Here is a 22954-nt window from a genome sequence, read left to right as displayed (position 1 = left end):
ACCCTATCTGGAAATGGATATTTTATGAGAAAGAATGGATGGACCACAAATCAGATTCCGTCACAGACGGGCAGGATAGCCGTGGTAACAGGAGCCAACAGCGGACTTGGGTTTCATACTTCAAAGGTGCTTGCTGTTAGAGGGATGAAAGTAATTATGGCCTGCAGAAACCTGGATAAGGGCGAACTGGCCAGGGCCCGGATCAGGGAGGAGGGTGCGCTTGTGGAACCCGAACTGTGGCACCTGGACCTGGCCAGCCTGGAGTCGGTAAAACAGTTTGCACAAAAGTTTTCTGAGTCAGGTGACGGTCTGGATCTGCTGATCAATAATGCCGGGCTGATGGCAATTCCATACCAGCGGACCACCGATGGGTTTGAGATGCAGTTCGGAGTGAACCACCTGGGGCATTTTGCACTTACCGCACGGCTCTGGCCACATCTGAAAAAAACTGGCCGGTCCAGGGTGGTTCAGGTAAGCAGCCTGGCGCACTACATGGGGAAAATACGTTTTGAGGACCCTCACTGGGAAAAGGGATATAAAAAATGGGGGGCCTATGGTATGAGCAAGCTGGCCAACCTGCTTTTTGTTCATGAACTGGCCGCCAGGATAAAGCAAGCAGGAGTATTGGTGATAGCCGCTGCGGCCCATCCCGGATATGCGGATACAGAGTTACAGGCCAAAGGTGCCCGCATGAAGGGCTCCAGTTTTGGGGCAGGATCCTTTAATATGGCCAACCGGCTGGTGGCCCAGACTGCCGAGATGGGAGCTCTTCCTTCCCTGTATGCGGCTACTGCCGGTGACGTGGAACCGGGCTCCTTTTTTGGTCCGGATGGATTCATGAAATTGCGGGGGTGGCCTGTCCGCGACACCCCGAGTCCGAAACTGGTCACCAGGGAAGTGTCGGGAAGGCTCTGGGAAATTTCTGAGGAGCTGACCGGAATCGTGTTCTCTCTCTGAGCCTACCCATTTGTAGGTATTTTCGTCTAAATAAGCAGTCGTGTAAAATCCTTAAGTGCTGGATTATCATCATCTCACGCTGTTTCTTTATTTAGAATCATTCTTCAAGCTACCTGTAAAATTCTACCAATCAGCGAATTTGCTATAGATTTGCAGTGTCTTAACTTTAAAAAATATAGTAAAATGAGAGCAATTGGAGGAATATGTTTCGGTTTAGCGCTTATGATCTTTTTTCCAGTCTGGCTGCATGGCCAGGAAGGGACCAATACTGCCGGAAGAATGATGCAGGAGGAGGATAAACTTACTTTGGGAGGATATGGACAAATTGATTATAACCAGTTACTGCAACAGGGAACTTACAACAACGGAATCATGGATGTGCACCGTCTTGTTTTGATGTTTGGATATAAGTTTAGCGGGAAAACCCAGTTTATTACTGAAATCGAGTTTGAGCATGTAAAGGAAGCATTTGTGGAACAGGCTTTCCTTCAGCATGAGATACTCCCCTGGCTGAAACTCAGAGGTGGATTGATGCTGGTACCCATGGGTATTATCAACGAATATCATGAGCCGTCAACCTTCAACGGAGTGGAAAGACCCAACCTGGATACATATATTGTACCCTCCACCTGGCGCGAAATTGGAGCTGGTTTCACCGGAACTTTCCCTTCGGCGGCACTCTCTTACCAGCTCTATCTGGTCAACGGATTTAAAGGATATGATGATGAAGCCACCCTGAGCGGCTCCAATGGTTTCCGAAAGGGGCGGCAAAAAGGGGCCGAGTCCATAATCGGTTCACCCAACCTGACTTTCAAGATCAATTATTTTGGCCTGCCGGGTTTGCAACTGGGCTTTTCAGGATATACTGGCCAAACACAATCCTCGCTGTATGGAGCCCTTGACAAATCAGATAACCAGGCCATTGCATCGGCCGATTCATCCGTGGTGGGATTGTCCATGCTCGGATTGGATGCCAGGTTCCGGTATGAAGGGCTGAGACTAAGTGCGCAGGCCAACCTGGGCTGGGTATCCAATACCTCCTCCTACAATCAATATACGGGAAGCGACCTGGGCAGCTCGCTGGGTGGTTGGTATGCCGAGCTGGCCTATGACCTGTTCCACGGGGCCGGAAATATCCATTCGGAATTAATCCCGTTCATCCGCTATGAGCAATATAATACACAAATCTCCACCACAGCTTCAGTCCCCCTGAATCCGGGCTTCAGCCGCAGGGACCTGACCCTGGGCCTGGGCTGGAAGCTGACGGCCGGTGCGATGTTGAAAGCAGATCTTCAGTGGTTTGGGAATCAGGGTTCCGAAAGCATAAACAGGCAGTTTAATGCCGGAGTGGCTGTGTGGTTTTAACAATCAGATAAGAAAAATGCGATATATTTATACGCTTTGTTTTCTGCTTATTTGTTCATGGGGCCGCACACAGGCCCCTGAACTTTTAACAAAAAAAGAGGCGAAATTTGTGTCCGGGATCTTTGCAGGGGAGTTCCTGGCAGAATCCGTTCCTCTTCCTGTCCGGGAACCCGCCTATGAAGGCCTGGTCATGGATGGGGATCGAATGTACCTGTTTAAGAATCAATGGAAAGTCCTTGGATACCTGCTATCGACCCGGGCAAAGGGAAGGTATGACTATTTTGATTACAGTGTTGCTTTCTCGGAAGATCTTACTGTATTGGGCCTTATCATAACTGTATATCGCTCCTCTCACGGAGCGGCCATCTGCCAGAAGCGATGGTTGTCTCAATTTAAAGGGTACCAGGGGGAGGAGCTCTCACTCGGGAAGGAGGTGGATGCCCTTTCTGGTGCCACCATTTCTGCCACCTCCCTGGTGGCTGATATTAGAAGGGTTCATCTCTTAATAAGAAGGCTTGAGAATGATGGAAAGATGCCCTGACGCAGTGGACTATTCCTCTTTTTTTTGCCCGATCCCGAAGTCTTTCTTCACAAAGTTGAAGAAATCCCGGTTCAGCTGCCGGCTCTCGTCTTTGGGCATATGGATAAGGCGCCGGAGCAGGCGGTTGTCGATCAACTCGGTGATCAGAAAGAGTTCGCACAGGGTGATATACAGGTCCTTCAGATCGAAGGTGTAGAAGGGTTTGATGGTGATGTAATCGAGCGATCCCCCCCAGAAAGCGTTATCGATCAAATTGGCAAGGAGTCCGGCAAGAAAAAGGTGGATAAATCCATTGATCCAGAAACTGTTCCGTTTTCGGTGCACATAAAACCTCCAGATCTCAACGAAGACGATGCCTGCCAGGCTAAACAGGATAATATTGAGCAGGTGGGAGCCCTCTTTAAGTTTCAGGAGCACCCACAGGTAGGAGCCCAGTGTATTGTGGGTAGGTTCCAGAAAGAAAACAGGTTCAATGATCGGAATAGAAATGGACTCCCAATCCAGGGAAAAGAGATAGGCTTTGACTCCCTGGTCCACAGCCAGGGCAGCCAGCAAAAAGAACCAGTTGATCCCCTTCTTAACGGGTATGCTCTTACCCAGAAAGGTGCTCAGGGCAGCCAGAAATCCCAGGAAAAAAGCAGGAAGCAGAAAGAATTTCCAGAGAAAGTCGAGGTCCGTGACCCCTTTGCTTACCGCATATATAACCATGACTACGAGCCAGATAGAAAAGAAAATGGAGATGTTTCGGAGATAGAGCCGGATCATATTTATACAGGGATATGCGAGGCGAATGTAGTGAAATTTGGATTAATTGAAATCTTTCCTTTAATTTGCCTTTCATAATTGAAAAAGATGACTTTGATTCGCACAAACTGGTGGTGGCACTCCTTTTTCCGACAGACCGGAGCATAGGTAGCGACACATTGTGCAAAACAATAATCAGGGCTTCCTCTTCGGGGGAAGCTTTTTTTTTAACCCAAAAAGAACCATTTCATGGACAAGGTACCGGTAAAAGTAGTTACACGAAAGATACTGGCAGATATCATTACCCCGGTGAGTATATACTTGAAAATCAGGGATATATATCCAAACTCCCTGCTTCTTGAGAGTTCTGATTATCACGGGAAGGAGGATTCTTATTCCTTTATATGCATGGATCCCATCGCTGAATTCCAGGTGCATCACCAGGAGATGCGAATCTCACTTCCTGGCAGGGAAGTCAGTTTGGAACAGGCGGGACCTGAAAATGAGGTGGTGGACCGGCTCAGGGATTTTTTATCGGCCTTTGCCATCGATTATCCCGGAGAAGAGGAGTTGATGGCTGACGGTATTTTCGGATACAGCACCTTCGATGCTGTCCAGTATTTTGAAGATATCCGTTTTCAGTCCACTATCCCGGAAAAGGAAGATATCCCTGAAATCAGATATAATTTCTTCAGGTTTGTGCTGGCGATAAATCATCTGACCAATGAATTGCAGCTTTTTGAAAACATCGTTAACGGGGGCAGGAGTCAGATCGACCATGTAAGCACTTTGTTGCATAACAGGAATATTGCCAGTTACTCCTTTGCTACTTCCGGTGAAGAGTCCTCCAATCTGAGCGACAAGGAGTACAGGGCCATGGTTGCCGCAGGGAAAGAGCACTGTTACAGGGGAGATGTCTTTCAGATTGTACTCTCCAGACAGTTTACCCAGGATTTTACCGGGGATGAGTTCAATGTTTACCGGGCGCTTCGTTCCATAAATCCCTCACCCTATTTGTTCTATTTCGACTATGGAAGTTACAAGCTTTTTGGCTCCTCTCCCGAAGCCCAGATTGTAATAGCGGGAGGGAAAGCCTATATCAACCCCATAGCCGGAACTTTCAGGCGCACAGGAAATGACCGTGAGGACCAGGAACTGGCAAAAAAACTGGCTGAAGATGAGAAAGAGAATTCGGAACATGTGATGCTCGTGGACCTGGCCAGGAATGACCTGAGCCGAACCACTTCTCATGTTAAGGTGGAGGAGTATCGGGAAATCCAGTTTTATTCTCATGTGATCCACATGGTATCGAAGGTCTCAGGGATATTGAGCGAGGGGGCCAATACCATCCGTATCCTGGCCGAATCATTTCCCGCCGGGACTCTCTCAGGTGCTCCCAAATACAGAGCCATGGAACTGATCGACCACTATGAGCGGAAACGGAGGGGTTTCTATGGCGGGACCATCGGCTTCATCCGCTTTAACGGAGATATCAATCACGCCATTATGATCCGCTCATTCCTATCACGCGACCACAGACTCTATTACCAGGCTGGTGCCGGAATTGTATCTGAATCGACCGAAGAGGGAGAACTGCAGGAGGTGAATAATAAACTGGCAGCCCTGAAATCGGCCATCGGGATGGCCGGAAAGATGAACCTGTCAAATTAGCATGGATATGAAAATTCTTGTACTGGATAATTACGACTCCTTTACCTACAACCTGGTGCAGTATATCGAGCGGGTGATAAAGCGATCCGTGGATGTGAAACGGAACGATCAGCTTCTTCTGGAGGAGGTGGAAGCCTATGATAAGATATTGATCAGTCCGGGTCCCGGTATCCCCTGCGAAGCAGGTCTTTCCCTGGATATCATCAGAGCATATGGTTCCCGTAAAAGCATCCTTGGAGTCTGCCTGGGGCACCAGGCAATAGCCGAAGCCTATGGAGGAAGCATTTCAAATCTGTCCACGGTTTATCACGGAGTAACAGGTCAGATGAAGCAGCTGGTCGGGGATGAATATCTCTTTGAGGGAGTTCCTGAGTTCTTTGATGCAGGACGATATCACTCCTGGGTGGTGGATCATCAGACCCTTCCCCGGGAGCTGGAGATTACCGTGGAGAATGATGAGGGATATATCATGGCCATCAGGCACAGGGAGTATGATGTCAGAGGTGTCCAGTTTCACCCCGAATCGGTACTTACCGAATATGGGGGAAGAATGATATTGAACTGGATTAATAATGCCCGGAATACTCACAGAGAAACAGAGAAAGCATGAAAGATACTCTACAATACCTCTTTGATCACAAAACCCTGGGAAAGGAGGATGCCAAAATTATTCTGCGGAATATGGCAGAAGGGAAATACAATGATTCTGAAATTGCAGCTTTTATTTCGGTTTACCTGATGCGGAGCATCACCGTGGAAGAGCTGGCCGGATTCCGTGATGCTCTGATGGAGCTCTGTACCCCGGTGGATCTGACAGAATTTAATACCATCGACGTTTGCGGGACCGGAGGAGATGAGAAGAATACCTTTAATATCTCTACACTCACCTCTTTTGTGGTGGCCGGAGCCGGAGAGAAAGTGGCCAAACATGGTAATTACAGCGTTTCTTCGGCCTGCGGATCATCCAATGTTCTGGAATATTTTGGATACGCATTCAGCAGCGATGCGGACCGGCTGAAGAGGGAGATGGACCGGTGCAATATATGTTTCCTTCATGCTCCCCTGTTTAATCCGGCCATGAAGAATGTAGCGCCTGTCAGAAGAAGCCTTCGGATTAAGACATTCTTTAATATGCTCGGCCCCATGGTTAACCCGTCGAACCCTCATAATCAATTGGTTGGGGTTTTTAGTCTGGACGTCGCCAGGCTTTATCATTACCTCTACCAGGAAACAGAGAAACAGTTCTGCATCATACACTCCCTGGACGGATATGACGAAATCTCGCTCACTGGAAGCTTCAGAGTGCTTACCCGCAGCATGGAGCGGACTTATTCTCCGGCCGATTTCGGGCTGGGGATGGTTACCTCCCGGGACATATACGGAGGATCGACAGTCGGGGAAGCCGCTGCCGTTTTTCTGAAGATCCTTAAGGGAGAAGGGAGCCAGGCACAGAACGAGGTAGTGGTGGCCAATGCTGCGCTGGCCCTGTACTGCATGGACGAGACGGCAGGCATGGAGCAGAGCCTGGAACGGGCAGGGCAATCGCTCCGGTCGGGATCTGCTTACAGCGCATTTAAGAAACTGATCGAGAACAAATAAGATGAATATTCTTGAAGCCATCGTAGAACAGAAGCGGGTGGAAATCCTGACAAGAAAACAGAAACGACCACTCTCCAGTCTGAAGACATTCCCATATTACAGGCGCCCTTGCAATAGGATTTCCCTGCCGGATCTGGAAAAGAAACCGGGTATTATTGCGGAGTTCAAGCGAAAATCGCCCTCAAGAGGGGCCATAAATATGGAAGCAGATCCTGTAAAGGTGGCTGGTGCCTATGAAGCTGCCGGGGTGGCCGCCATGAGCATCCTCACCGACCGGAGCTTTTTCGGCGGGTCCTTCCGGGACCTCAGGAAAGTCAGGGAGTCGAATCCTCAGCTGGTTCTGTTAAGAAAGGATTTTATTATTGATCCTTACCAGTTGCATGAAGCCAGCGCCTATGGAGCCGATATAGTATTGCTGATCGCCTCTGTCCTGGATCAAAGGGAGGTGGAAGATCTGACCCTGGAGGCTGCATCACTGGGATTGGACCTTCTCTTTGAAGTACACCATTCGAAGGAGCTGGAGAAGTTTCATCCGGGGATCAGATTTGTGGGTGTAAACAACCGGGACCTTAAAAGATTCACCGTGGACACGGGCAGGAGCCTGGAACTGATCGGAGAGATGCCCCCCGGTGTGGTCCCCGTATCGGAGAGCGGACTCACCGGCCCGGAAGAGATCCGGAAACTCTGGTTGGCAGGGTACAAATTATTTCTGATGGGAGAGACTTTTATGAAAGAGAGCGACCCGGGCAGTGCCTGCAGGAGATTGATAGATAGTTTACAGGCCTAGCATAAACTGAACTTGTTTAAATAATTACAGGTGAACAGAGAGCCATTGCAGATTAAGGTATGCGGGATGCGCGATCCTGAAAACCTGGAACAGGTATGTGCACTTGAACCGGAGTATGTTGGATTCATTTTCCATCGAGGGTCCAAACGCTTCGTGGGGACTGGTCCCGACCCTGCCCTGTTCAGAATTCCCGGACCGGGAACCAGGAGGGTAGGAGTCTTTATAAATGAGAAGCTCGGGCAGGTGAAAAAGAAAATCGAGCTTTATGCCCTGGATGCGGTTCAGCTGCATGGGAATGAGCCTGCCGCTTATTGCCGGAGCCTGGCGGCGGATAAGGTGCATGTGATTAAGGTGCTTGATCCGCATGAGCAGGATCCCGGGATCAATGAATACAAGGGGGTGGTGGACTATTTCCTTTTTGATTCAGCCGGAAGGGGAGCCGGGGGAACGGGAAAGAAGTTTGACTGGAAAGTGCTGGAGGCGGTCCAGGTATCGGCCCCCTATTTCCTTAGCGGGGGAATAGGACCCGGAGATGCAACAGCTATACGGAGCATACATCTCCCTGAAATGACCGGAGTGGATGTCAACAGCAGGTTTGAAGTGTCACCCGGAATCAAAGATGTGGAGGCTTTGAGGGGATTTATCAATCATATGAGAACATAGAAAACATGAACATGAAAGCCGATCAGAGAGGGTATTACGGAGAGTTTGGAGGTGCTTATATTCCTGAAATGCTCTTCCCAAACATCAGGGAGCTGGAAGAAAACTATTTGGATATTATCAGATCTGATAATTTTCAGAGCAGATTCAGGCTCTTACTGAAAGATTACGCCGGAAGGCCCACTCCTCTTTTCAGGGCTGAGAGACTTTCGGAACATTATAATACCCGGGTTTTCCTGAAAAGAGAGGACCTGAACCATACAGGTGCTCATAAGATCAATAATACCATCGGGCAGATCCTTCTGGCCAGAGAACTGGGGAAGAAGCGGATCATTGCAGAGACCGGGGCCGGGCAGCATGGAGTGGCTACGGCCACCGTTTGTGCCCTCACAGGAATGGAGTGTGTGGTCTATATGGGAGCCCTGGATGTGGACCGCCAGTCGCCTAATGTGAAGAAGATGATCATGCTGGGAGCCAGAGTTGTTCCGGTACACAGCGGAAATAAGACCCTGAAGGATGCTACTAACGAGGCCATACGGGACTGGATCAATCACCCTGTGGATACCCATTATATCATTGGATCGGTGGTGGGGCCGCATCCCTATCCCGATATGGTTACCCGCTTTCAGTCAGTGATCTCTGAGGAGATCCGGATACAGCTGGAGGAGAAAACCGGCAGAAACTATCCGGACTTCCTGCTGGCCTGTGTTGGAGGAGGAAGCAATGCTGCCGGCGCTTATTATCATTACCTGGAAGATAATCGTGTGCGTTTGATTTCTGCCGAAGCTGCGGGACTGGGGGTGGACAGTGGTAAAACCGCAGCCACTTCCCTGATTGGCACCCCGGGTATTATTCACGGAAGCAGGACCCTGCTGATGCAGGATGAGGATGGACAGATAGAGGAGCCCTACTCCATATCGGCGGGACTCGATTATCCCGGAGTCGGGCCCCTTCATGCCTGGCTGGCAAGATCGGGAAGGTCCACTGTGTATGCAGTTACAGATGATGAAGCCCTTCAGGCAGCTCTTCTGTGCACCAGGAAAGAGGGGATAATACCTGCTCTTGAAACCGCCCATGCACTGGCATGCCTGGAAAAAATTGGTGCAGGAGCCGATGATGTTGTCGTGGTGAATCTGTCAGGACGGGGCGACAAGGATATGGAAACATATATTCAACGACTGGAATTTTAAAAATGATGAAAAACCGGATTGATCAGCTTTTCAGCGAGAAGGAAGGAGAAATTCTCTCCATCTATATGACAGCGGGCTATCCCCGGCTCCAGGATACCGTAAGAGTGTTGAAAGCGCTTCAGGAGCATGGAGCCGATATGGTGGAGATAGGAATTCCCTTTTCCGATCCCCTGGCTGATGGCCCCGTGATTCAGCAGAGCAGTCAGATTGCCCTGAGCAATGGCATGAATCTGGAGCTGCTATTTACCCAGTTAAAGGAGATTCGCCGAAGCGTTCACATTCCCCTTGTACTGATGGGTTACCTGAATCCTGTTCTCCGGATGGGTATGGAGGAATTCTTAAGAAGATGCAGGGAAACGGGAATTGATGGTGTGATTATTCCGGATCTGCCACCCGCTGAATACGAAGCCCGTTACCGGGCGCTCTTCCAGGCAAATGGAATATACCATTCCTTGCTTATCACGCCTCATACAGATGATCAGCGAATAAAGAAGATTGTATCCTTATGCCGAGGATTTGTCTACCTGGTGGCAGAGTCTTCCACGACCGGGGCAAGGAATTCGGTAGTGGACCATCAAAGAGCCTATTTCCGGAGACTGAAGGAGATGAGCCTTCCTGTACCCGGACTCATCGGCTTCGGGATCTCAAACCGGGAGACCTTCCGGGCAGCCTGCAGCTATGCCCGGGGAGCTATTATTGGAAGCGCCTTTATCAGGGCCCTTGGTGAGAGTAATACCCTAAGCCTGGAACAAAGGGTGGAGAAGTTTATTGGGGGCATCAGGGGGAACAACGACTAAGCTAAAACCGAAGCGGTATCCGGGCACTCAGTTGCACCTGCCAGCCGGTCCAGTCAGAGGTCAGTACCCGCTCCCTGTCGCCGGGATTCACCAGGGGGTCAGCCCCGTCCACATTTTTCAGATCGCCTGTCAGGTCCACCAGGTATGCTGCGCTTACACCCAGGGTGAAATTTTTAATCTTGTAGCTAAGTTCTGTGCCTACCGTGCCAATAGGGCTTATAGACCGGTATTTGTTGAAAATAGTATTTGAGAGTCCCAGGATGGTATAGGAGGACTGAATTGTGATGTCGCTCAGATTGGCTTCCACTTTTCCATAGATAGAGAGCTCAGGATGCTCACCGCTCCATACGGAGTAAGAGAGGTATGCTCCCAGCCGGTGCGCAGTGGCCGACATTTCTGTGTACAGGGTTCCGGAGTAATCGGCGTAACTGGATTTACCTCCTGTGGTGGAGTAACTGTATCCTCCCCCAATCCGGATCTGTTCGAACAGCTGCTTGAAGACAATGACGGATGAGGAGGTAAAGGGTGGAAAAGAACTCGTTATTTTCCCCTCCACGGGATAGGTGCTGAGTATATGCTTCTGGAGAGCTTTCAAATCATCCATTCGAACAGCTGCCACTCCTAAGGAAAACTTTATCCCCCCGTCCTGCCCATGGGCAGGTGGAACGGCGAGAAGTACCAGAGTCAGCAGGATCATATACATGGTGAACTTTCTCATTGCTGCTCCCCCTGGTTAAAGTCCAAAGCAAATTTCAGCCGTTCCAGCAGCGCTTCATATCCCACCTTGTCGGCCAGACTGTTGCTGTTACTGGAGTAGTAGAATTCCATAGAGAGGGTATCCACACCAGATGAATCTGCCATTTGGGGATATATCCAGAATATTCCCTGAGTACTGTCCGAGTCAAAGACCATGTGGCCTGCCACTTCTGCATACACGTAGTAAAGCTCACCTCCGCTTATTTGAACATGGTAGATAAGTGCAAGACTGTCGTTTACCTGAGGAAGGTCAAGCGTGTCCAGGTTGGTACTTATGGATATATTCGGAGGATCGCCTGCAAGCGGATCTACCTCGTACATCTCTGTATCGGAGTAGAAACAGGCCGGAAACATGCAGCATAAAAATGCCGCAATCAGGAAAAAATGAGATTTTCTCATGCGGGCAGTAAAAGTAGCAAAAAAAGTGTTTTCAGGATCCCGTGACCGTATCAATAACCTGCTGAAGCACACTTTCCATGGACAGATCCATACTGCGAACCTGCTTGGGGATAATACTCTCCTCAGACATTCCGGGAATAGAGTTGAGTTCCAGGAAGTATACCTGGTTGCCTTTTATAATGAAATCGACCCTGATAATACCGGAACAATTGGTCAGTTTATAGATGTTTTCGGCCATGTCGTAGCACTTCTTTTTCACAGTTTCATCAATCCGGGCCGGTGTGATCTCTTCGGCCTTTCCCACGGTATATTTGGCTTCGTAGTCAAAGAACTCATTTTTGGATACAATTTCGGTGAGGGGGAACAGCTGGAACCCATCTTTTATTTTCATAAGTCCGCAAGTCACCTCGGTCCCTTTAATATAGCGTTCAACAATGGCTTCATGATCTTCTTTCAGGGCTTTCTCCAGGGCAGCTTGTAAGTCCTCGAACCGGACAACTTTGGAGGTTCCAAAACTGGATCCCCCGCTATTAGGCTTCACAAAGCATGGGAAGCCAACAATTTCGGCAACAGCCTCCAGATCAGGCTCCAGTTCTTTTCTTACAAGACTGGCTTCCGGGGTAAGCACGCCGTGCTGTTTAAGAAAACTCTTGCAGGTGTATTTATCAAAGGTCATTGCAGAGGAAAGGTGGCTGGAACTGCTGTATGGAATACCCATAATGTCAAAATATCCCTGCAGCTTTCCATCTTCTCCCGGTGTTCCGTGGATCATGTTCCATATGAAATCGAAGGTAACTTGTTCTCCATTCTTCCGGAAGCTGAGGTTATTTTTGTCCAGGGGCACTCTGTTTTTCCCATGATGCACCATCCAGGAAGCACCTTTAATCTCAACGAGGTAACAGGAATGGCCTGCTGCTTCGAGCCACTTAAGAACCTGACCGGCACTTTTCATGGAGATGACATATTCGGAAGAATCTCCTCCGGTAAAAATGGCAATATTCATATTTTTTATGGCTTGATATATTCTTCTAAGATAAATGTACGACCTTTTATAAGAAGGAGTGACATTGGAGTGAACTCAATTTTGACCAATGAGGCCAATCGTCCATGAATGTAGAAAATAAGTTGATTTTTCGACTAATCCTCACGACGTCCCTGAATATAGGTGCGCCATTTCTCCAGTACTGTACTGAAACCGTCAGGGAGCGGAGCGTCGAATAAGATCTCTTTTCCCGTTGTGGGATGCACAAAACCGAGTGTCCTGGCATGCAGGGCCTGGCCTGGCAGAAGGCTAAAGCAATTTTGCACAAACTGCCTGTACCTGGTGAAGGTAGTTCCTCTGAGAATCCGGTCACCCCCATATTCCGGATCATTAAAAAGGGGGTGTGACAGGTATTGAAAATGCACCCTGATCTGGTGGGTGCGCCCTGTTTCGAGTTTGCATTCAACCAGGTTTACATAGCCCAGCCGTTCCATTACGCGGTAGTGTGTAACAGCCTCCTTACCCTGTTCGCCATCGGGGAATACATGCATCTGTTTTCTGTCCCTGGGATTTCTGCCAATGTGTCCGCTTATGGTCCCTTTATCCTCCTTCATATCACCCCAGACCAGAGCCGTATAGGTCCTGGTGGATGTTTTATGGAAGAACTGGCTGGCCAGTTTATTCAATGCAAGTTCATTTTTTGCAACCACCAGCAAGCCAGAGGTGTTTTTATCGATCCGGTGCACCAGGCCCGGCCTTTCCTCCCGCGAGTGAAAGAGCGGATTGTCTTTGAGATGAAACATCAGGGCATTGACCAGGGTCCCGGTGTAATTGCCATATCCCGGATGAACAACCAGTCCGGGGCTCTTATTGACTACAATCACATCTTCATCCTCGAATATGATATCCAGAGGTATGTCTTCAGGGATCAACTCAATTTTACGCGGAGGATGCGGGAGAACGATAGTAATCAGATCACCTGGTTTTACTCGATAGTTAGGTTTGACCGGCAGGCTGTTTGAAAGAATATTTCCTGCACTGGCAGCAGCCTGAATTCTGCTTCTTGAGGTATTTTCCAGTTTATTAGAAAGAAACTTATCAATGCGCAGGGGGGTCTGACCAGGATCAGCTGAGAACCTGAAATGCTCAAATAATTCATTGCTTTCTAAAGGATCCACGATTCTTATCTAGCGGTTAATCAACACTTTTGAATAGTAAGGTTCGCCTGAGATGATAACTCTGATATGGTAGAGTCCGGGAGAAAACCCCGACACATCCAGGCTGTTGCTTTGCAGCTCTGAACGGTGAACCTGCCTGCCTGAGCTATCATAGATATCCACCAGGACAGGATCGCCCGGTTTATAAGCGGGGAGCTGGATCCAGATCCTGTCACTGGCCGGATTGGGGTAAAGGTTCAGAGCTGTCTTTGCTTTTTTTGACGGGCTCTCCATTCCCGTGCTCCTGTCATACATAAAGGGTCTGAAAAGCAACATGCCGGGTGCTTCGGAGCCAGCCCAGGCGCCCTGGTTGTAGAACATGACAGGCGCAGCGGGAGGGTTGTTCAGGTCCAGTCCCACATTAAGAATATACTCCTTCTCTTGTCTCCACCCCACATAAAACAGCCCGTTTACCGGAACAGGATCGGTAAATTCATATTTTACAAATCCATTATAGGCGGGGGTATACTTTGGTTTATGGTTGACTTCATCATCCCAGATGACAGTGCCCGGCATCCCATCCGAATCGTTCCAGACCATCAGATTAAAAGGGTACTCCTTCAGGTTAACGGAATCATAAACCTGGTTAAAAAAGATATAAATGCCGCCCAGCATATCCGGTTCAAAGGAATAGTGCCTTATGGCCACCATGCCGTAAGCTGTCCCGTCGCCCCGCAATCCGTAACCTGCCTCCGCTGTTCCGTCATCGTAGGCATAATAATCCCGGAAGAGCTGATCATGAATCACTGTATCGTTGACTTTGGGATCAAATTCATCGGTCCGCAGTGCTGCTTCAAATCTGACCAGGGCCGAGTCGCCACGCTGGAAGTCCAGATCGTAAGGGAAAGGAAAGTCGACCAGCATCTCTTCCTGGGCCGGGACGTCCAGGGCGCTTGGGGTTCCGATAAGTTCTGATTCATCATAAAGGGGTTCCAGAATAGTCAGGGAACGAGTTACATTCCGGGTAATAGAATCGTTATTCCTGTAGCCGGCCGACACGAAAGGAGCCAGGCTGGTATTGTAGGCTTTTTCAAAATGGGACCAGGGGACCGCACTTAGCTCTTTGAAGACAGTAGAGAGACCGGTATGGAAAGCAACGTCCCTCAGAATGGTGTCTGAGGAGGACCGGTTTTCATGTAGCCGCACATAATCCACGTGCCAGTAATCCACATTACTCCTCTTATCCGGAGTCTCATTATTTCTGGGAAGGCTGGCCCTGTTTCTGAACCTGAATCTGAAATTGCTGTTCAGAAAGCGCTCAGCGGTAATGGGGATCATCACCGTTTTAAAGGGGTGAAGTGCGGCACCGGGGGCACGCCAGACATTGATCCACCGGCTGGAATCGCTTGCAAAGAAATCGACCATCAGCGAGTCCTCCTCCTCCGGCAGGTCGCAGAGTCCGCCCGGCTGGTATAAAAAACTCAGGTAGATACTGTCCGAAGCAGGGTATTCAAGGTTAATGGGATGACTGCTTAGGTGATCTGCCTCGAAAGTAAGGGGGGAGAGTACGGCATGATCATACATGGAGCCATTGGCGTCCAGGGCGTCCAGGGTAGCCACTCCGTTGGAGACCGGGTTTACCGGGAAATGATTATTTGCATACGCATAAGAATCACTCCAGATGCCCGTGTCGGTAATAAGAGTGCTGTTCGAGAAGTCATCAAATACCGGAAGTTCCAGCAAGGTGGCCGCAGCAGTTTTTTTTGTACTCTGTAGTTCCACATGCTGTTGTGCGGCTCTCTGGTTACGGTAAAGGGGGGTGATTAGCTCCTGTGCCTGAAGCCCTGTAATCCCGGGAAGACAGATCAGGATAGATGCAAATAAACTTGTGGTTCTATTCATTCAGTCATTCTCTATCATCACCAGGCGGGGTCGAATCGGACTGAGACAGGAGCGTGGAGTCCAGAGTGAGCCAGAGATCCATCTCCATTCCCATATTTAATCGTTTAAACTCATCGAAATCAGGATACTGCCTCCAGATAAATGCAGCAGCGCTGTCCTCTGCCACCTTCACGCTTTCATCGTAGGTTACAGCACCCAGATTCAGAAAATAATCAGATATGATCCCGGCGGCCTCTTCCAGACCCAGTCCCACCAACTCGGGGACCCTGGTCGTTTTATTGCTCAATCCCATGCCCAGGACCAGATCAATGACTGCTCCCTTAGTGATTACGGTTCCTTCATTTATAACGGAGCCGCCGTGCATTTGTTGTAGCACATTATTTTTTGCAAAATCGGGTCTGTATTCGATGGTACCCTGCACCAAGCCTGCATTTTGCAGAGCAAGTCTGGCCTGACGGAAAGAGAGCCCGATTAGCTGGGGCATGGAGACCATTTCCGGGTTGACCGCATTCATAGTCAGGAAGATCTTTCGGTTTTTCTTAACCCTGGAACTGGCACCTGGATTTTGTTTAACCACAGTTCCACGCGGCATTTCAATGGAAAAAACCGAATCGACCACTTCGAACCTCAATCGTCTGGAGAAAGTCACATCATCCACTTCCTCCATGGTGAGGCCTGTCATATCGGGGACAAGGATTGTCTTCCCGTGGTGCGTATATACTTTTAGCCAGAGGAGTGTTCCCAGTATTAAGATCAGGGTGATGGCCGCTGCCAGTCCAAGATGCCGGAGGAACTTTTTTGTAATTAGAAACCTGAGGAAATCCATATTTTGAGCTTTGCTCAAAGGTAATGTTTATTGTAAAAAACAAGACAAAAAAATAACCAACCGGGAAGCGGTCAGTTATTCAGTAAGAATTAAAATAAATTCCTTATGCTTTATGTTTGAGCTCGTCAGAAACGGTCAGCTTTTTACGTCCTTTTTTTCTTCTTGCAGCAATCACGCCACGTCCGCTGGACGAAGACATCCGCTCTCTGAAACCATGCTTGTTCTTTCTCTTCCTGTTGGATGGCTGAAATGTACGCTTCATAAGATCTCTGTTTTGAGGGTGCAAAAATAAGTCATTTTTTTAGATATACAATCATTTTTGAATAAAAAAAAGACTCTTCAAACCAGCCTGCCAGGGGAAAGAGTTCGACACGGTTCCCGAAGGGTGCCAGTTCCTTCTCCAGATCTCCTCCTTTCAATGAAATCAATCCGTTGGGCATAACATGGGTGTTCCCGGGCCTGATGATTTTTTGTGTCCACTGATGCAGTTGAGGGAGAGTGGTCACTGCCCGGGATACCACAAAGTCGGTCCTCAGGCTCATCTGCTCCATTCTTCCGTTCAAGGGAGTAACATTTTTCAGATCCAGGTAGCCGGCAATCTCACGGACTAAGTCCATTTTCTTAGCGATGGAGTCTACCAGGGTAAAAGAGGTACGGGGGAACATGATGGCCAGGGGGATGCCCGGAAAGCCTCCGCCGGTACCCACATCAACAACTCTGGTGCGGGAGTCAAAAGGGAACTTCAGGGCAATGGAGAGTGAATGCAGAATGTGCCTCTCTTCCAGGTGGCCGATATCCTTCCTGGAGATCACATTTACCTTTTGATTCAGCCGGGGGACAATCTTTATCAGCTTATCGAACTGATTGATCTGCTGAGCACTAAGATCAGGAAAGTATTTTCTGATCAGTTCCATGGATATCTCTGGTAGGTCAGGGTTTCTCCTGCGAACGGTTCAGGATGTTCAGAAGCAGCTCCCTGGCCCTGAATAGTTGTGCTTTTACAGTCCCTATGGGTATATCAAGTTCTACGGCGATCTCATCATAGGAGTACTCCTTAAAGTAGCGCAATTCGACCAACTGTCTGTAACGAGGCTTCAGCCGCGAAACAATCTTACGCATATGCTTGATTTTCTGTTTGTTGATCATATAGGATTCCGGGTCCGGATCGTCAGACTGGATCAGCGTGGATGGGGAAAGAGAATCCTCGCCGTCTATGGTCTGGTCCAGAGAAACATGACAGGCCCTTTTTTTCCGTATGAAATCAATGCAGTTATTGGTGGCGATCTTAAACAACCAGGTTGAAAAAGCAAAATTAGGGGTGTATTGCTCGAGGTTCTTAAAGGCTTTTCCAAATGCTTCAATAGTAAGATCTTCGGCATCCACCGGGCTGTTCACCATCTTTAGCAGCATAAAATAGATGGCATCGCGGTATCTTCCGAGCAGTTCAGCATAGGCCAGCTGGTCACCTTTCCTGGCTTTTTCTACCAGCTGGATGTCTTGTTGTGCTTTAAGGGACAGATTGGTATTTATCTCCATGTCTGGTACTTTTTGTCAAAACGGCTACTGAACCAGATCATACCAAGAAAAATTGGAAAAATTGGATTAAACAGCAGTGAAGGTAATAATAAATATTTCTCATCCAACCGACGCATTCCCAATTTGAACACGATCAGGTGGGTCATGATAGCCACTCCCAGAAGAATGCCGGCAGGCAGGGCCCAGATATAGGAAGTGCAGATCCATATCCCCGTGATATACAGAACGATCCGGCTGATCCATTCGCTGGCAAGTCTGATTCTGGATCCTCTCCGGTAGTGGCTTCCAGCCGATAAATGTCTTTTTTTCTGCTGGATCCAGGCTCTGAATGTTGTTTCCGGCAGGGAACGTGTATGGCTCTCGGGCGAAAACTCTACGGCGCAGTTTGTTTTTGTGGCATTCTCATTGACAAACAAATCGTCATCTCCCGATAGCAGATGGTAATGTCCTGCAAATCCTTTATTATCAAAAAAAAGTGCCTTATGGTAGGCCAGATTCCGTCCCACCCCCATGTAGGGTTCCCCTTTTATGGCATAAGAGAGATACGAAATGGCTGTAAAGGTAGTTTCGTAACGGATAAGCAGATTCAGGAGCCCCTTTTTAGGCTCGTAGCCTCCGTATCCGAGTACAATCTTTTTCTTTGCTGTGAAGTGTTTCCCCATACTTTTTAGCCACTGATCACTCACCGGGTAACAATCTGCGTCGGTGAGCAGAACCAGATCGTACCTGGCCGACTTGAGTCCGATGGTAAGGGCCAGTTTTTTTCCCCTCATAGCTTTATCGTTGGCCGGGATGGTGGTGTAACGGAGTTGCCTGAACTGTGCTGCCAGCCGAATAAGTACCTGCTCGCTATTGTCTGTGGAACTGTCGTTGACCACCACTACTTCAAATTCAGGATAATCCTGTTGCAGGATCCGCGGAAGAAACTTCTCCAGGTTCTTCTCTTCATTTTTTGCAGAAACGATGACAGTGATTCCTGGCTCAGCAGAGCTCTTCTTTTTTTGTTTAAAGAGCGGTAATCTCAAAAAGACAAAAAGATAAATCCCCATTTGAATCAGGAATGCAAGCAGGAAAAAGGCAAGTACAAACCATTGGTGCGGGAGTGTTCCGGCAATCATTTCTTTCAGGTACATCAAAGTGTAAATTTAGCTGGCAATTGGGGAAAAGAAAAAGCAGGTTTTCAACAATTGCTTATCTTTGGCTGTTCTTCAGGATTTTCATGGAATTTAAAATTTTACACCGGGACAAAGCGAGTAAGGCAAGAGCCGGCACTCTTGTTACAGACCATTCCGAGATCCAGACCCCCGTATTTATGCCTGTGGGTACTGTCGGCAGTGTTAAAGGAGTGCATCAGAGCGAACTGCAAAACGATACCAGGGCATCCATTATTCTGGGGAATACCTACCACCTTTTCCTTCGTCCGGGCCTGGATGTATTAAAGGGAGCAGGAGGTTTGCACGGCTTTATGAACTGGAACCGTTCCCTTCTTACCGATAGTGGAGGTTATCAGGTGTTTTCGCTGGCGGCCAATCGTAAACTGACTGCTGAAGGAGCCCGGTTCAGTTCGCACATTGATGGGTCCTTGCATTTTTTTACGCCGGAAAATGTGGTCGATACACAGCGGATCATAGGTGCTGATATCATAATGGCTCTGGATGAATGCACCCCCTGGCCCTGCGATCTGAAATATGCCAGGGATTCATTGATGCTGACACATCAGTGGCTCGACCGCGGAGTTAATCGCTTTCGTGAAACCCAGCCACTTTATGGTCATGCCCAGGCATTCTTTCCCATTGTTCAGGGAAGTGTTTATAAGGAGCTGAGAAGGCAGTCTGCCGAGTATATAGCGGAGATAGGGGCGGAGGGAAATGCCATTGGAGGACTGTCGGTTGGTGAGCCGGCAGAAGAAATGTATTCGATGCTCGAAGTGGTCAATGAGGTATTGCCTGAAGATAAGCCACGCTATCTGATGGGAGTGGGGACTCCGGCTAATATCCTGGAGGCCATTTCCATGGGGGTGGATATGTTCGATTGTGTAATGCCTACCCGGAATGGGCGAAACGGCATGTTGTTTACCTCGGAAGGGATCATCAATATCAAGAACCGGAAATGGATGGACGATTATTCACCCATCGATCCCTCTGGCAGTAGTTATGTGGATATGCAATATTCCAGGGCATATCTGCGTCATTTAATCATAGCGGGTGAGATGCTCGGGGCACAGATCGCAAGTCTGCACAATCTGGCCTTCTATCTCTGGCTGGTCAGGGTGGCATTTGAAGAAATTAAACAGGGTACGTTCACTGCATGGAAAGAAAAAATGATACCAGCTTTAAGTACAAGATTGTAAGGTTTTTTAGGCTGAAGATCCTGGACTTTTATGTGATCCGGAAGTTTTTGAGCACTTTCCTGCTCTCCATCTTTCTGATCCTTTCTATTGTAGTGATCTTTGATCTCAGTGAAAAAATCGATGATTTTCTGGAAAGCGGGGCTAAACTGAAGGTGATTCTGTTTGACTATTATCTGAATTTTGTGCCCTATTTTGCAGTGCTTTTTAGTTCACTGTTTGCCTTTCTGGCTGTCATTTATTTCACCAGCAGGATGGCATACAACACTGAAATTATAGCCATCCTGAACAGCGGCATGAGTTTCCGGAGGTTTCTGCTTCCTTATTTCATCTCGGCGACCCTGATTGCCTCTGTCTCCTTCTACCTCAGCGATCAGGTGATTCCCGTTGCCAATAAGGTAAAGCTGGAGTTTGAAGAGCAGTATGTGAGAAAGCGCCCCATCAGTTTTAAAACCAAGGATTTTCACAGGCAGATAGAACCGGGAGTTTACGTTTACCTGCATAGCTACAGCAATGTGTCCAAAGTGGGCTACCAGTTTACCATTGAAAAGTTTGAAAACGGGGAACTGGTCTCCAAGATGGTGGCTGACCAGATCCGGTGGGATACCGCCGTGAACAAGTGGCGGGCAAGGAGGTATTATATCCGCACCATCGACGGCCTTCATGAAACCATAGAGGAGGGTAAGCAGATCGACACCACCCTGGCCATGCATCCGGATGATTTCAAAATGAGACTGACCATTGTTGAGACCATGAGTCTGAAGGAGCTGGATGAATTTATCCAGAAACAGCGAATGCAGGGCGAGACCAATGTGACCTCCTATCAGATTGAGAGACAAAACCGCATCGCATTCCCGTTTTCCACATTTATCCTGACCCTTATTGGGGTGGCAGTATCCTCCAGAAAACTGAGGGGTGGGATCGGGCTTCAGATAGCCATCGGGGTGGTATTCTGTTTTACCTATATTCTTTTCACCCAGTTTTCAAAACAGTTTGCCATTGGCGGAATGTTACCGGTGATGCTGGCCGTCTGGCTCCCCAATATTTTTTATTCGGTCATTGCCCTTTTCCTGATGCGCATGGCACCCAGATAGAGCGTTTTGGCAGGGTGCGGGAATGTATTTTGAAACAGCTTTTTGACCATTTTTTTTTTCGTAAGATTGTACCACTAACTAAAATCAATAAGAATGTCCTCTAACAAAAAAGTTCAAGAACTTAAGAAGCGCCGGGAAGAGGTGCAGCGGGGAGGTGGTGAACAGGCTATTCAAAAGCAGGTCGCCATGGGGAAGTTAACCGCCAGGGAGCGGATCATTAAGCTTCTGGACGAAGGATCCTTTAATGAGTATGATATGTTTGTTGAGCATGAAGCCAGAGACTTTGGCATGGATCGTAAGAAGCTTCATGGTGACGGGGTTATTACAGGGACCGGGACCATAGGCGGAAGGCCTGTTTGTATCTATGCGCAGGATTTCACGGTAGCCGGTGGATCTCTGGGGTTTATGCACGCCCGTAAAATTACCAAGATCATGGACCACTCCCTGAAGATGCGCATGCCGCTGATAGGGATCAACGATTCAGGTGGAGCAAGAATTCAGGAGGGGGTTAACTCTCTGGCTGGATACGGAGAGATCTTTTTCAGGAATACCCTGGCTTCAGGCGTGATTCCGCAGATTTCAGTTATTCTTGGACCCTGTGCCGGAGGGGCTGTCTATTCTCCTGCGCTCACCGACTTTGTTTTTGTTGTGGATAGTATTTCCAAAATGTTTATAACCGGTCCCGAGGTAATCAAGACGGTGCTTGGAGAGGATATCTCCATGGAAGAGCTGGGAGGAGCCAGGGTTCACAGTGAGATTACGGGGAATGCACACTTTTTTGCAGAATCGGAGGATGAGTGTTTTGATCAGATTAAATCATTGCTCGGTTATTTGCCCTGGTCCAATACGGATGTCCCTGCCAGGAAGGAGATGGTGGAACCCGGTAAGGAGTTTAATGTGGCAGAGATTGTACCCACAGACAAACGACAACCTTACGATGTCAGGAACGTGATCAGGGCGGTAACTGACGGATCGGATTTTTTCGAAATCCAGGAGAACTGGGCAGCCAACATAGTGATTGGTTTCGGAACCATGAGCGGGCGCACCGTAGGGTTTGTAGCCAACCAGCCGCTTGTTCTGGCCGGTGTACTCGATGTGGATTCTTCTGATAAAGCCGGTAGGTTTATCCGGTATTGTGATGCCTTTAATATTCCCATTATTACCCTGGTTGACCTGCCGGGATATTTGCCGGGAGTAGACCAGGAACACGCCGGAGTAATCAGGCATGGAGCCAAGGTATTGTATGCTTACAGTGAAGCAACAGTTCCTAAAATCACGTTGATCCTCCGCAAGGCCTATGGCGGAGGGTATATTGCTATGAATTCCAGGCATCTGAGGGCCGACTTTGTCTTTGCATGGCCCGATGCCGAGGTGGCTGTCATGGGACCGGAAGGAGCCGCTAATATCATTTTCAGGAAGGAAATAGCCACCGCAGAGGATCCGGAGAAAATGCGGGCACAGAAGGTCCAGGAGTATAAAGAGAAGTTCGCCAATCCTTATGTGGCTGCTGCCAAAGGCTATATTGATTCTGTCATCGAACCCTGGGAGACCCGCAAATCATTGTTGCATGCACTGGAAGTGTCTGGAGAAAAAAGTGTCGGAATGCCAATGAAAAAGCACGGGATACCACCATTTTAAAAACTA

General features: G+C 48.6%; 24 protein-coding genes. 13 read left to right on the top strand and 11 right to left on the bottom strand.

Annotated elements, in window-relative coordinates; all coding sequences use genetic code 11:
• Window positions 1–24 precede the first annotated feature (24 nt).
• The 3 genes from P1P86_09090 to P1P86_09080 all read left to right on the top strand — a co-directional run bounded on the left by P1P86_09090 (window position 25) and on the right by P1P86_09080 (window position 2863).
• On the top strand, window positions 25–957 hold the full coding sequence (locus P1P86_09090; protein ID MDF1575330.1) for an oxidoreductase: 933 nt from the start codon (window positions 25–27) through the stop codon (window positions 955–957).
• A gap of 183 nt (window positions 958–1140) precedes the next feature.
• A complete protein-coding gene (locus P1P86_09085) occupies window positions 1141–2322 on the top strand; it encodes a hypothetical protein (GenBank protein MDF1575329.1) in 1182 nt (393 codons plus the stop codon).
• A 16-nt stretch (window positions 2323–2338) separates the two neighbouring features.
• Entirely contained in the window at window positions 2339–2863 is a 525-nt protein-coding gene (locus P1P86_09080; GenBank protein MDF1575328.1) for a hypothetical protein, read from the top strand.
• A 9-nt stretch (window positions 2864–2872) separates the two neighbouring features.
• Here P1P86_09080 and P1P86_09075 read toward each other — a convergent pair whose 3' ends face one another.
• Window positions 2873–3628 carry a signal peptidase II gene (locus P1P86_09075; GenBank protein ID MDF1575327.1) on the bottom strand — a complete coding sequence of 252 codons (756 nt, stop codon included), beginning with the start codon at window positions 3626–3628 and terminating at the stop codon, window positions 2873–2875.
• Between the two features lie 228 nt (window positions 3629–3856).
• Here P1P86_09075 and P1P86_09070 point away from each other — a divergent pair, with 228 nt between their 5' ends.
• Genes P1P86_09070 through trpA form a run of 7 tightly spaced genes read left to right on the top strand, consistent with a single transcriptional unit; the run spans window position 3857 to window position 10311 of the window.
• Entirely contained in the window at window positions 3857–5278 is a 1422-nt protein-coding gene (locus P1P86_09070; GenBank protein MDF1575326.1) for an anthranilate synthase component I family protein, read from the top strand.
• A gap of 7 nt (window positions 5279–5285) precedes the next feature.
• Complete coding sequence (locus P1P86_09065; protein MDF1575325.1) at window positions 5286–5888, top strand: aminodeoxychorismate/anthranilate synthase component II; 603 nt, start codon at window positions 5286–5288, stop codon at window positions 5886–5888.
• Entirely contained in the window at window positions 5885–6877 is a 993-nt protein-coding gene (trpD, locus tag P1P86_09060) for an anthranilate phosphoribosyltransferase (protein ID MDF1575324.1), read from the top strand. The genes P1P86_09065 and trpD overlap by 4 nt, the downstream gene beginning before the upstream one ends.
• Window position 6878: 1 nt before the next feature.
• Window positions 6879–7664, top strand: coding sequence for an indole-3-glycerol phosphate synthase TrpC (locus P1P86_09055; GenBank protein MDF1575323.1), 786 nt, complete (start codon window positions 6879–6881; stop codon window positions 7662–7664).
• Window positions 7665–7694: 30 nt separating this feature from the next.
• Window positions 7695–8327 (top strand): phosphoribosylanthranilate isomerase, encoded by a 633-nt coding sequence (locus P1P86_09050; protein MDF1575322.1) that lies wholly within the window; start codon window positions 7695–7697, stop codon window positions 8325–8327.
• A 5-nt stretch (window positions 8328–8332) separates the two neighbouring features.
• Complete coding sequence (gene trpB / locus P1P86_09045; GenBank protein ID MDF1575321.1) at window positions 8333–9514, top strand: tryptophan synthase subunit beta; 1182 nt, start codon at window positions 8333–8335, stop codon at window positions 9512–9514.
• Between the two features lie 5 nt (window positions 9515–9519).
• Complete coding sequence (trpA, locus tag P1P86_09040) at window positions 9520–10311, top strand: tryptophan synthase subunit alpha (protein MDF1575320.1); 792 nt, start codon at window positions 9520–9522, stop codon at window positions 10309–10311.
• Between the two features lies 1 nt (window position 10312).
• Here the strand turns inward: trpA and P1P86_09035 are convergent, their stop codons facing one another.
• From P1P86_09035 to P1P86_08990, 10 genes are all read right to left on the bottom strand, one after another.
• Window positions 10313–11029 (bottom strand): hypothetical protein, encoded by a 717-nt coding sequence (locus P1P86_09035; GenBank protein ID MDF1575319.1) that lies wholly within the window; start codon window positions 11027–11029, stop codon window positions 10313–10315.
• The gene (locus P1P86_09030; protein MDF1575318.1) at window positions 11026–11466 is read right to left on the bottom strand and encodes a hypothetical protein; all 441 of its coding nucleotides are present in this window, start codon (window positions 11464–11466) and stop codon (window positions 11026–11028) included. The genes P1P86_09035 and P1P86_09030 overlap by 4 nt, the downstream gene beginning before the upstream one ends.
• A gap of 31 nt (window positions 11467–11497) precedes the next feature.
• Window positions 11498–12469: a D-alanine--D-alanine ligase gene (locus P1P86_09025; GenBank protein ID MDF1575317.1), complete on the bottom strand. Its 972-nt coding sequence runs from the start codon at window positions 12467–12469 to the stop codon at window positions 11498–11500.
• A 134-nt stretch (window positions 12470–12603) separates the two neighbouring features.
• The gene (locus P1P86_09020) at window positions 12604–13626 is read right to left on the bottom strand and encodes an RluA family pseudouridine synthase (GenBank protein ID MDF1575316.1); all 1023 of its coding nucleotides are present in this window, start codon (window positions 13624–13626) and stop codon (window positions 12604–12606) included.
• Between the two features lie 9 nt (window positions 13627–13635).
• The gene (locus P1P86_09015; protein ID MDF1575315.1) at window positions 13636–15507 is read right to left on the bottom strand and encodes a T9SS type A sorting domain-containing protein; all 1872 of its coding nucleotides are present in this window, start codon (window positions 15505–15507) and stop codon (window positions 13636–13638) included.
• A gap of 4 nt (window positions 15508–15511) precedes the next feature.
• On the bottom strand, window positions 15512–16333 hold the full coding sequence (locus P1P86_09010; GenBank protein ID MDF1575314.1) for a PASTA domain-containing protein: 822 nt from the start codon (window positions 16331–16333) through the stop codon (window positions 15512–15514).
• A gap of 103 nt (window positions 16334–16436) precedes the next feature.
• The gene (gene rpmH / locus P1P86_09005; GenBank protein MDF1575313.1) at window positions 16437–16595 is read right to left on the bottom strand and encodes a 50S ribosomal protein L34; all 159 of its coding nucleotides are present in this window, start codon (window positions 16593–16595) and stop codon (window positions 16437–16439) included.
• A 31-nt stretch (window positions 16596–16626) separates the two neighbouring features.
• The gene (gene rsmG / locus P1P86_09000) at window positions 16627–17247 is read right to left on the bottom strand and encodes a 16S rRNA (guanine(527)-N(7))-methyltransferase RsmG (GenBank protein MDF1575312.1); all 621 of its coding nucleotides are present in this window, start codon (window positions 17245–17247) and stop codon (window positions 16627–16629) included.
• A gap of 16 nt (window positions 17248–17263) precedes the next feature.
• Window positions 17264–17869, bottom strand: a complete 606-nt coding sequence (locus tag P1P86_08995; GenBank protein ID MDF1575311.1) for a sigma-70 family RNA polymerase sigma factor — start codon at window positions 17867–17869, stop codon at window positions 17264–17266.
• Window positions 17860–19002 (bottom strand): glycosyltransferase, encoded by a 1143-nt coding sequence (locus P1P86_08990; GenBank protein MDF1575310.1) that lies wholly within the window; start codon window positions 19000–19002, stop codon window positions 17860–17862. Before P1P86_08990 ends, P1P86_08995 begins: the two co-directional genes overlap by 10 nt.
• A gap of 86 nt (window positions 19003–19088) precedes the next feature.
• Between P1P86_08990 and tgt the strand changes: the two genes are divergently transcribed.
• The 3 genes from tgt (at window position 19089) to P1P86_08975 (ending at window position 22948) form a co-directional block, all read left to right on the top strand.
• Window positions 19089–20219, top strand: a complete 1131-nt coding sequence (gene tgt / locus P1P86_08985) for a tRNA guanosine(34) transglycosylase Tgt (GenBank protein ID MDF1575309.1) — start codon at window positions 19089–19091, stop codon at window positions 20217–20219.
• Entirely contained in the window at window positions 20177–21310 is a 1134-nt protein-coding gene (locus P1P86_08980; GenBank protein MDF1575308.1) for an LptF/LptG family permease, read from the top strand. Before tgt ends, P1P86_08980 begins: the two co-directional genes overlap by 43 nt.
• A 93-nt stretch (window positions 21311–21403) precedes the next feature.
• Window positions 21404–22948, top strand: coding sequence for an acyl-CoA carboxylase subunit beta (locus tag P1P86_08975; GenBank protein ID MDF1575307.1), 1545 nt, complete (start codon window positions 21404–21406; stop codon window positions 22946–22948).
• Window positions 22949–22954: the final 6 nt, after the last annotated feature.

The sequence above is a fragment of the Bacteroidales bacterium genome (assembly GCA_029210725.1).
Taxonomy (GTDB): domain Bacteria; phylum Bacteroidota; class Bacteroidia; order Bacteroidales.
This window is presented reverse-complemented; position numbering and strand designations above follow the sequence as displayed.

Coding starts and splice junctions, on each gene's coding strand:
- P1P86_09090 (MDF1575330.1), top strand. CDS start 25: ATGAGAAAGAATGGATGGACCACAAATCAGATTCCGTCACAGACGGGC.
- P1P86_09085 (MDF1575329.1), top strand. CDS start 1,141: ATGAGAGCAATTGGAGGAATATGTTTCGGTTTAGCGCTTATGATCTTT.
- P1P86_09080 (MDF1575328.1), top strand. CDS start 2,339: ATGCGATATATTTATACGCTTTGTTTTCTGCTTATTTGTTCATGGGGC.
- P1P86_09075 (MDF1575327.1), bottom strand. CDS start 3,628: ATGATCCGGCTCTATCTCCGAAACATCTCCATTTTCTTTTCTATCTGG.
- P1P86_09070 (MDF1575326.1), top strand. CDS start 3,857: ATGGACAAGGTACCGGTAAAAGTAGTTACACGAAAGATACTGGCAGAT.
- P1P86_09065 (MDF1575325.1), top strand. CDS start 5,286: ATGAAAATTCTTGTACTGGATAATTACGACTCCTTTACCTACAACCTG.
- trpD (MDF1575324.1), top strand. CDS start 5,885: ATGAAAGATACTCTACAATACCTCTTTGATCACAAAACCCTGGGAAAG.
- P1P86_09055 (MDF1575323.1), top strand. CDS start 6,879: ATGAATATTCTTGAAGCCATCGTAGAACAGAAGCGGGTGGAAATCCTG.
- trpB (MDF1575321.1), top strand. CDS start 8,333: ATGAACATGAAAGCCGATCAGAGAGGGTATTACGGAGAGTTTGGAGGT.
- trpA (MDF1575320.1), top strand. CDS start 9,520: ATGAAAAACCGGATTGATCAGCTTTTCAGCGAGAAGGAAGGAGAAATT.
- P1P86_09035 (MDF1575319.1), bottom strand. CDS start 11,029: ATGAGAAAGTTCACCATGTATATGATCCTGCTGACTCTGGTACTTCTC.
- P1P86_09030 (MDF1575318.1), bottom strand. CDS start 11,466: ATGAGAAAATCTCATTTTTTCCTGATTGCGGCATTTTTATGCTGCATG.
- P1P86_09025 (MDF1575317.1), bottom strand. CDS start 12,469: ATGAATATTGCCATTTTTACCGGAGGAGATTCTTCCGAATATGTCATC.
- P1P86_09015 (MDF1575315.1), bottom strand. CDS start 15,507: ATGAATAGAACCACAAGTTTATTTGCATCTATCCTGATCTGTCTTCCC.
- P1P86_09010 (MDF1575314.1), bottom strand. CDS start 16,333: ATGGATTTCCTCAGGTTTCTAATTACAAAAAAGTTCCTCCGGCATCTT.
- rpmH (MDF1575313.1), bottom strand. CDS start 16,595: ATGAAGCGTACATTTCAGCCATCCAACAGGAAGAGAAAGAACAAGCAT.
- rsmG (MDF1575312.1), bottom strand. CDS start 17,247: ATGGAACTGATCAGAAAATACTTTCCTGATCTTAGTGCTCAGCAGATC.
- P1P86_08995 (MDF1575311.1), bottom strand. CDS start 17,869: ATGGAGATAAATACCAATCTGTCCCTTAAAGCACAACAAGACATCCAG.
- P1P86_08990 (MDF1575310.1), bottom strand. CDS start 19,002: ATGTACCTGAAAGAAATGATTGCCGGAACACTCCCGCACCAATGGTTT.
- tgt (MDF1575309.1), top strand. CDS start 19,089: ATGGAATTTAAAATTTTACACCGGGACAAAGCGAGTAAGGCAAGAGCC.
- P1P86_08980 (MDF1575308.1), top strand. CDS start 20,177: ATGGAAAGAAAAAATGATACCAGCTTTAAGTACAAGATTGTAAGGTTT.
- P1P86_08975 (MDF1575307.1), top strand. CDS start 21,404: ATGTCCTCTAACAAAAAAGTTCAAGAACTTAAGAAGCGCCGGGAAGAG.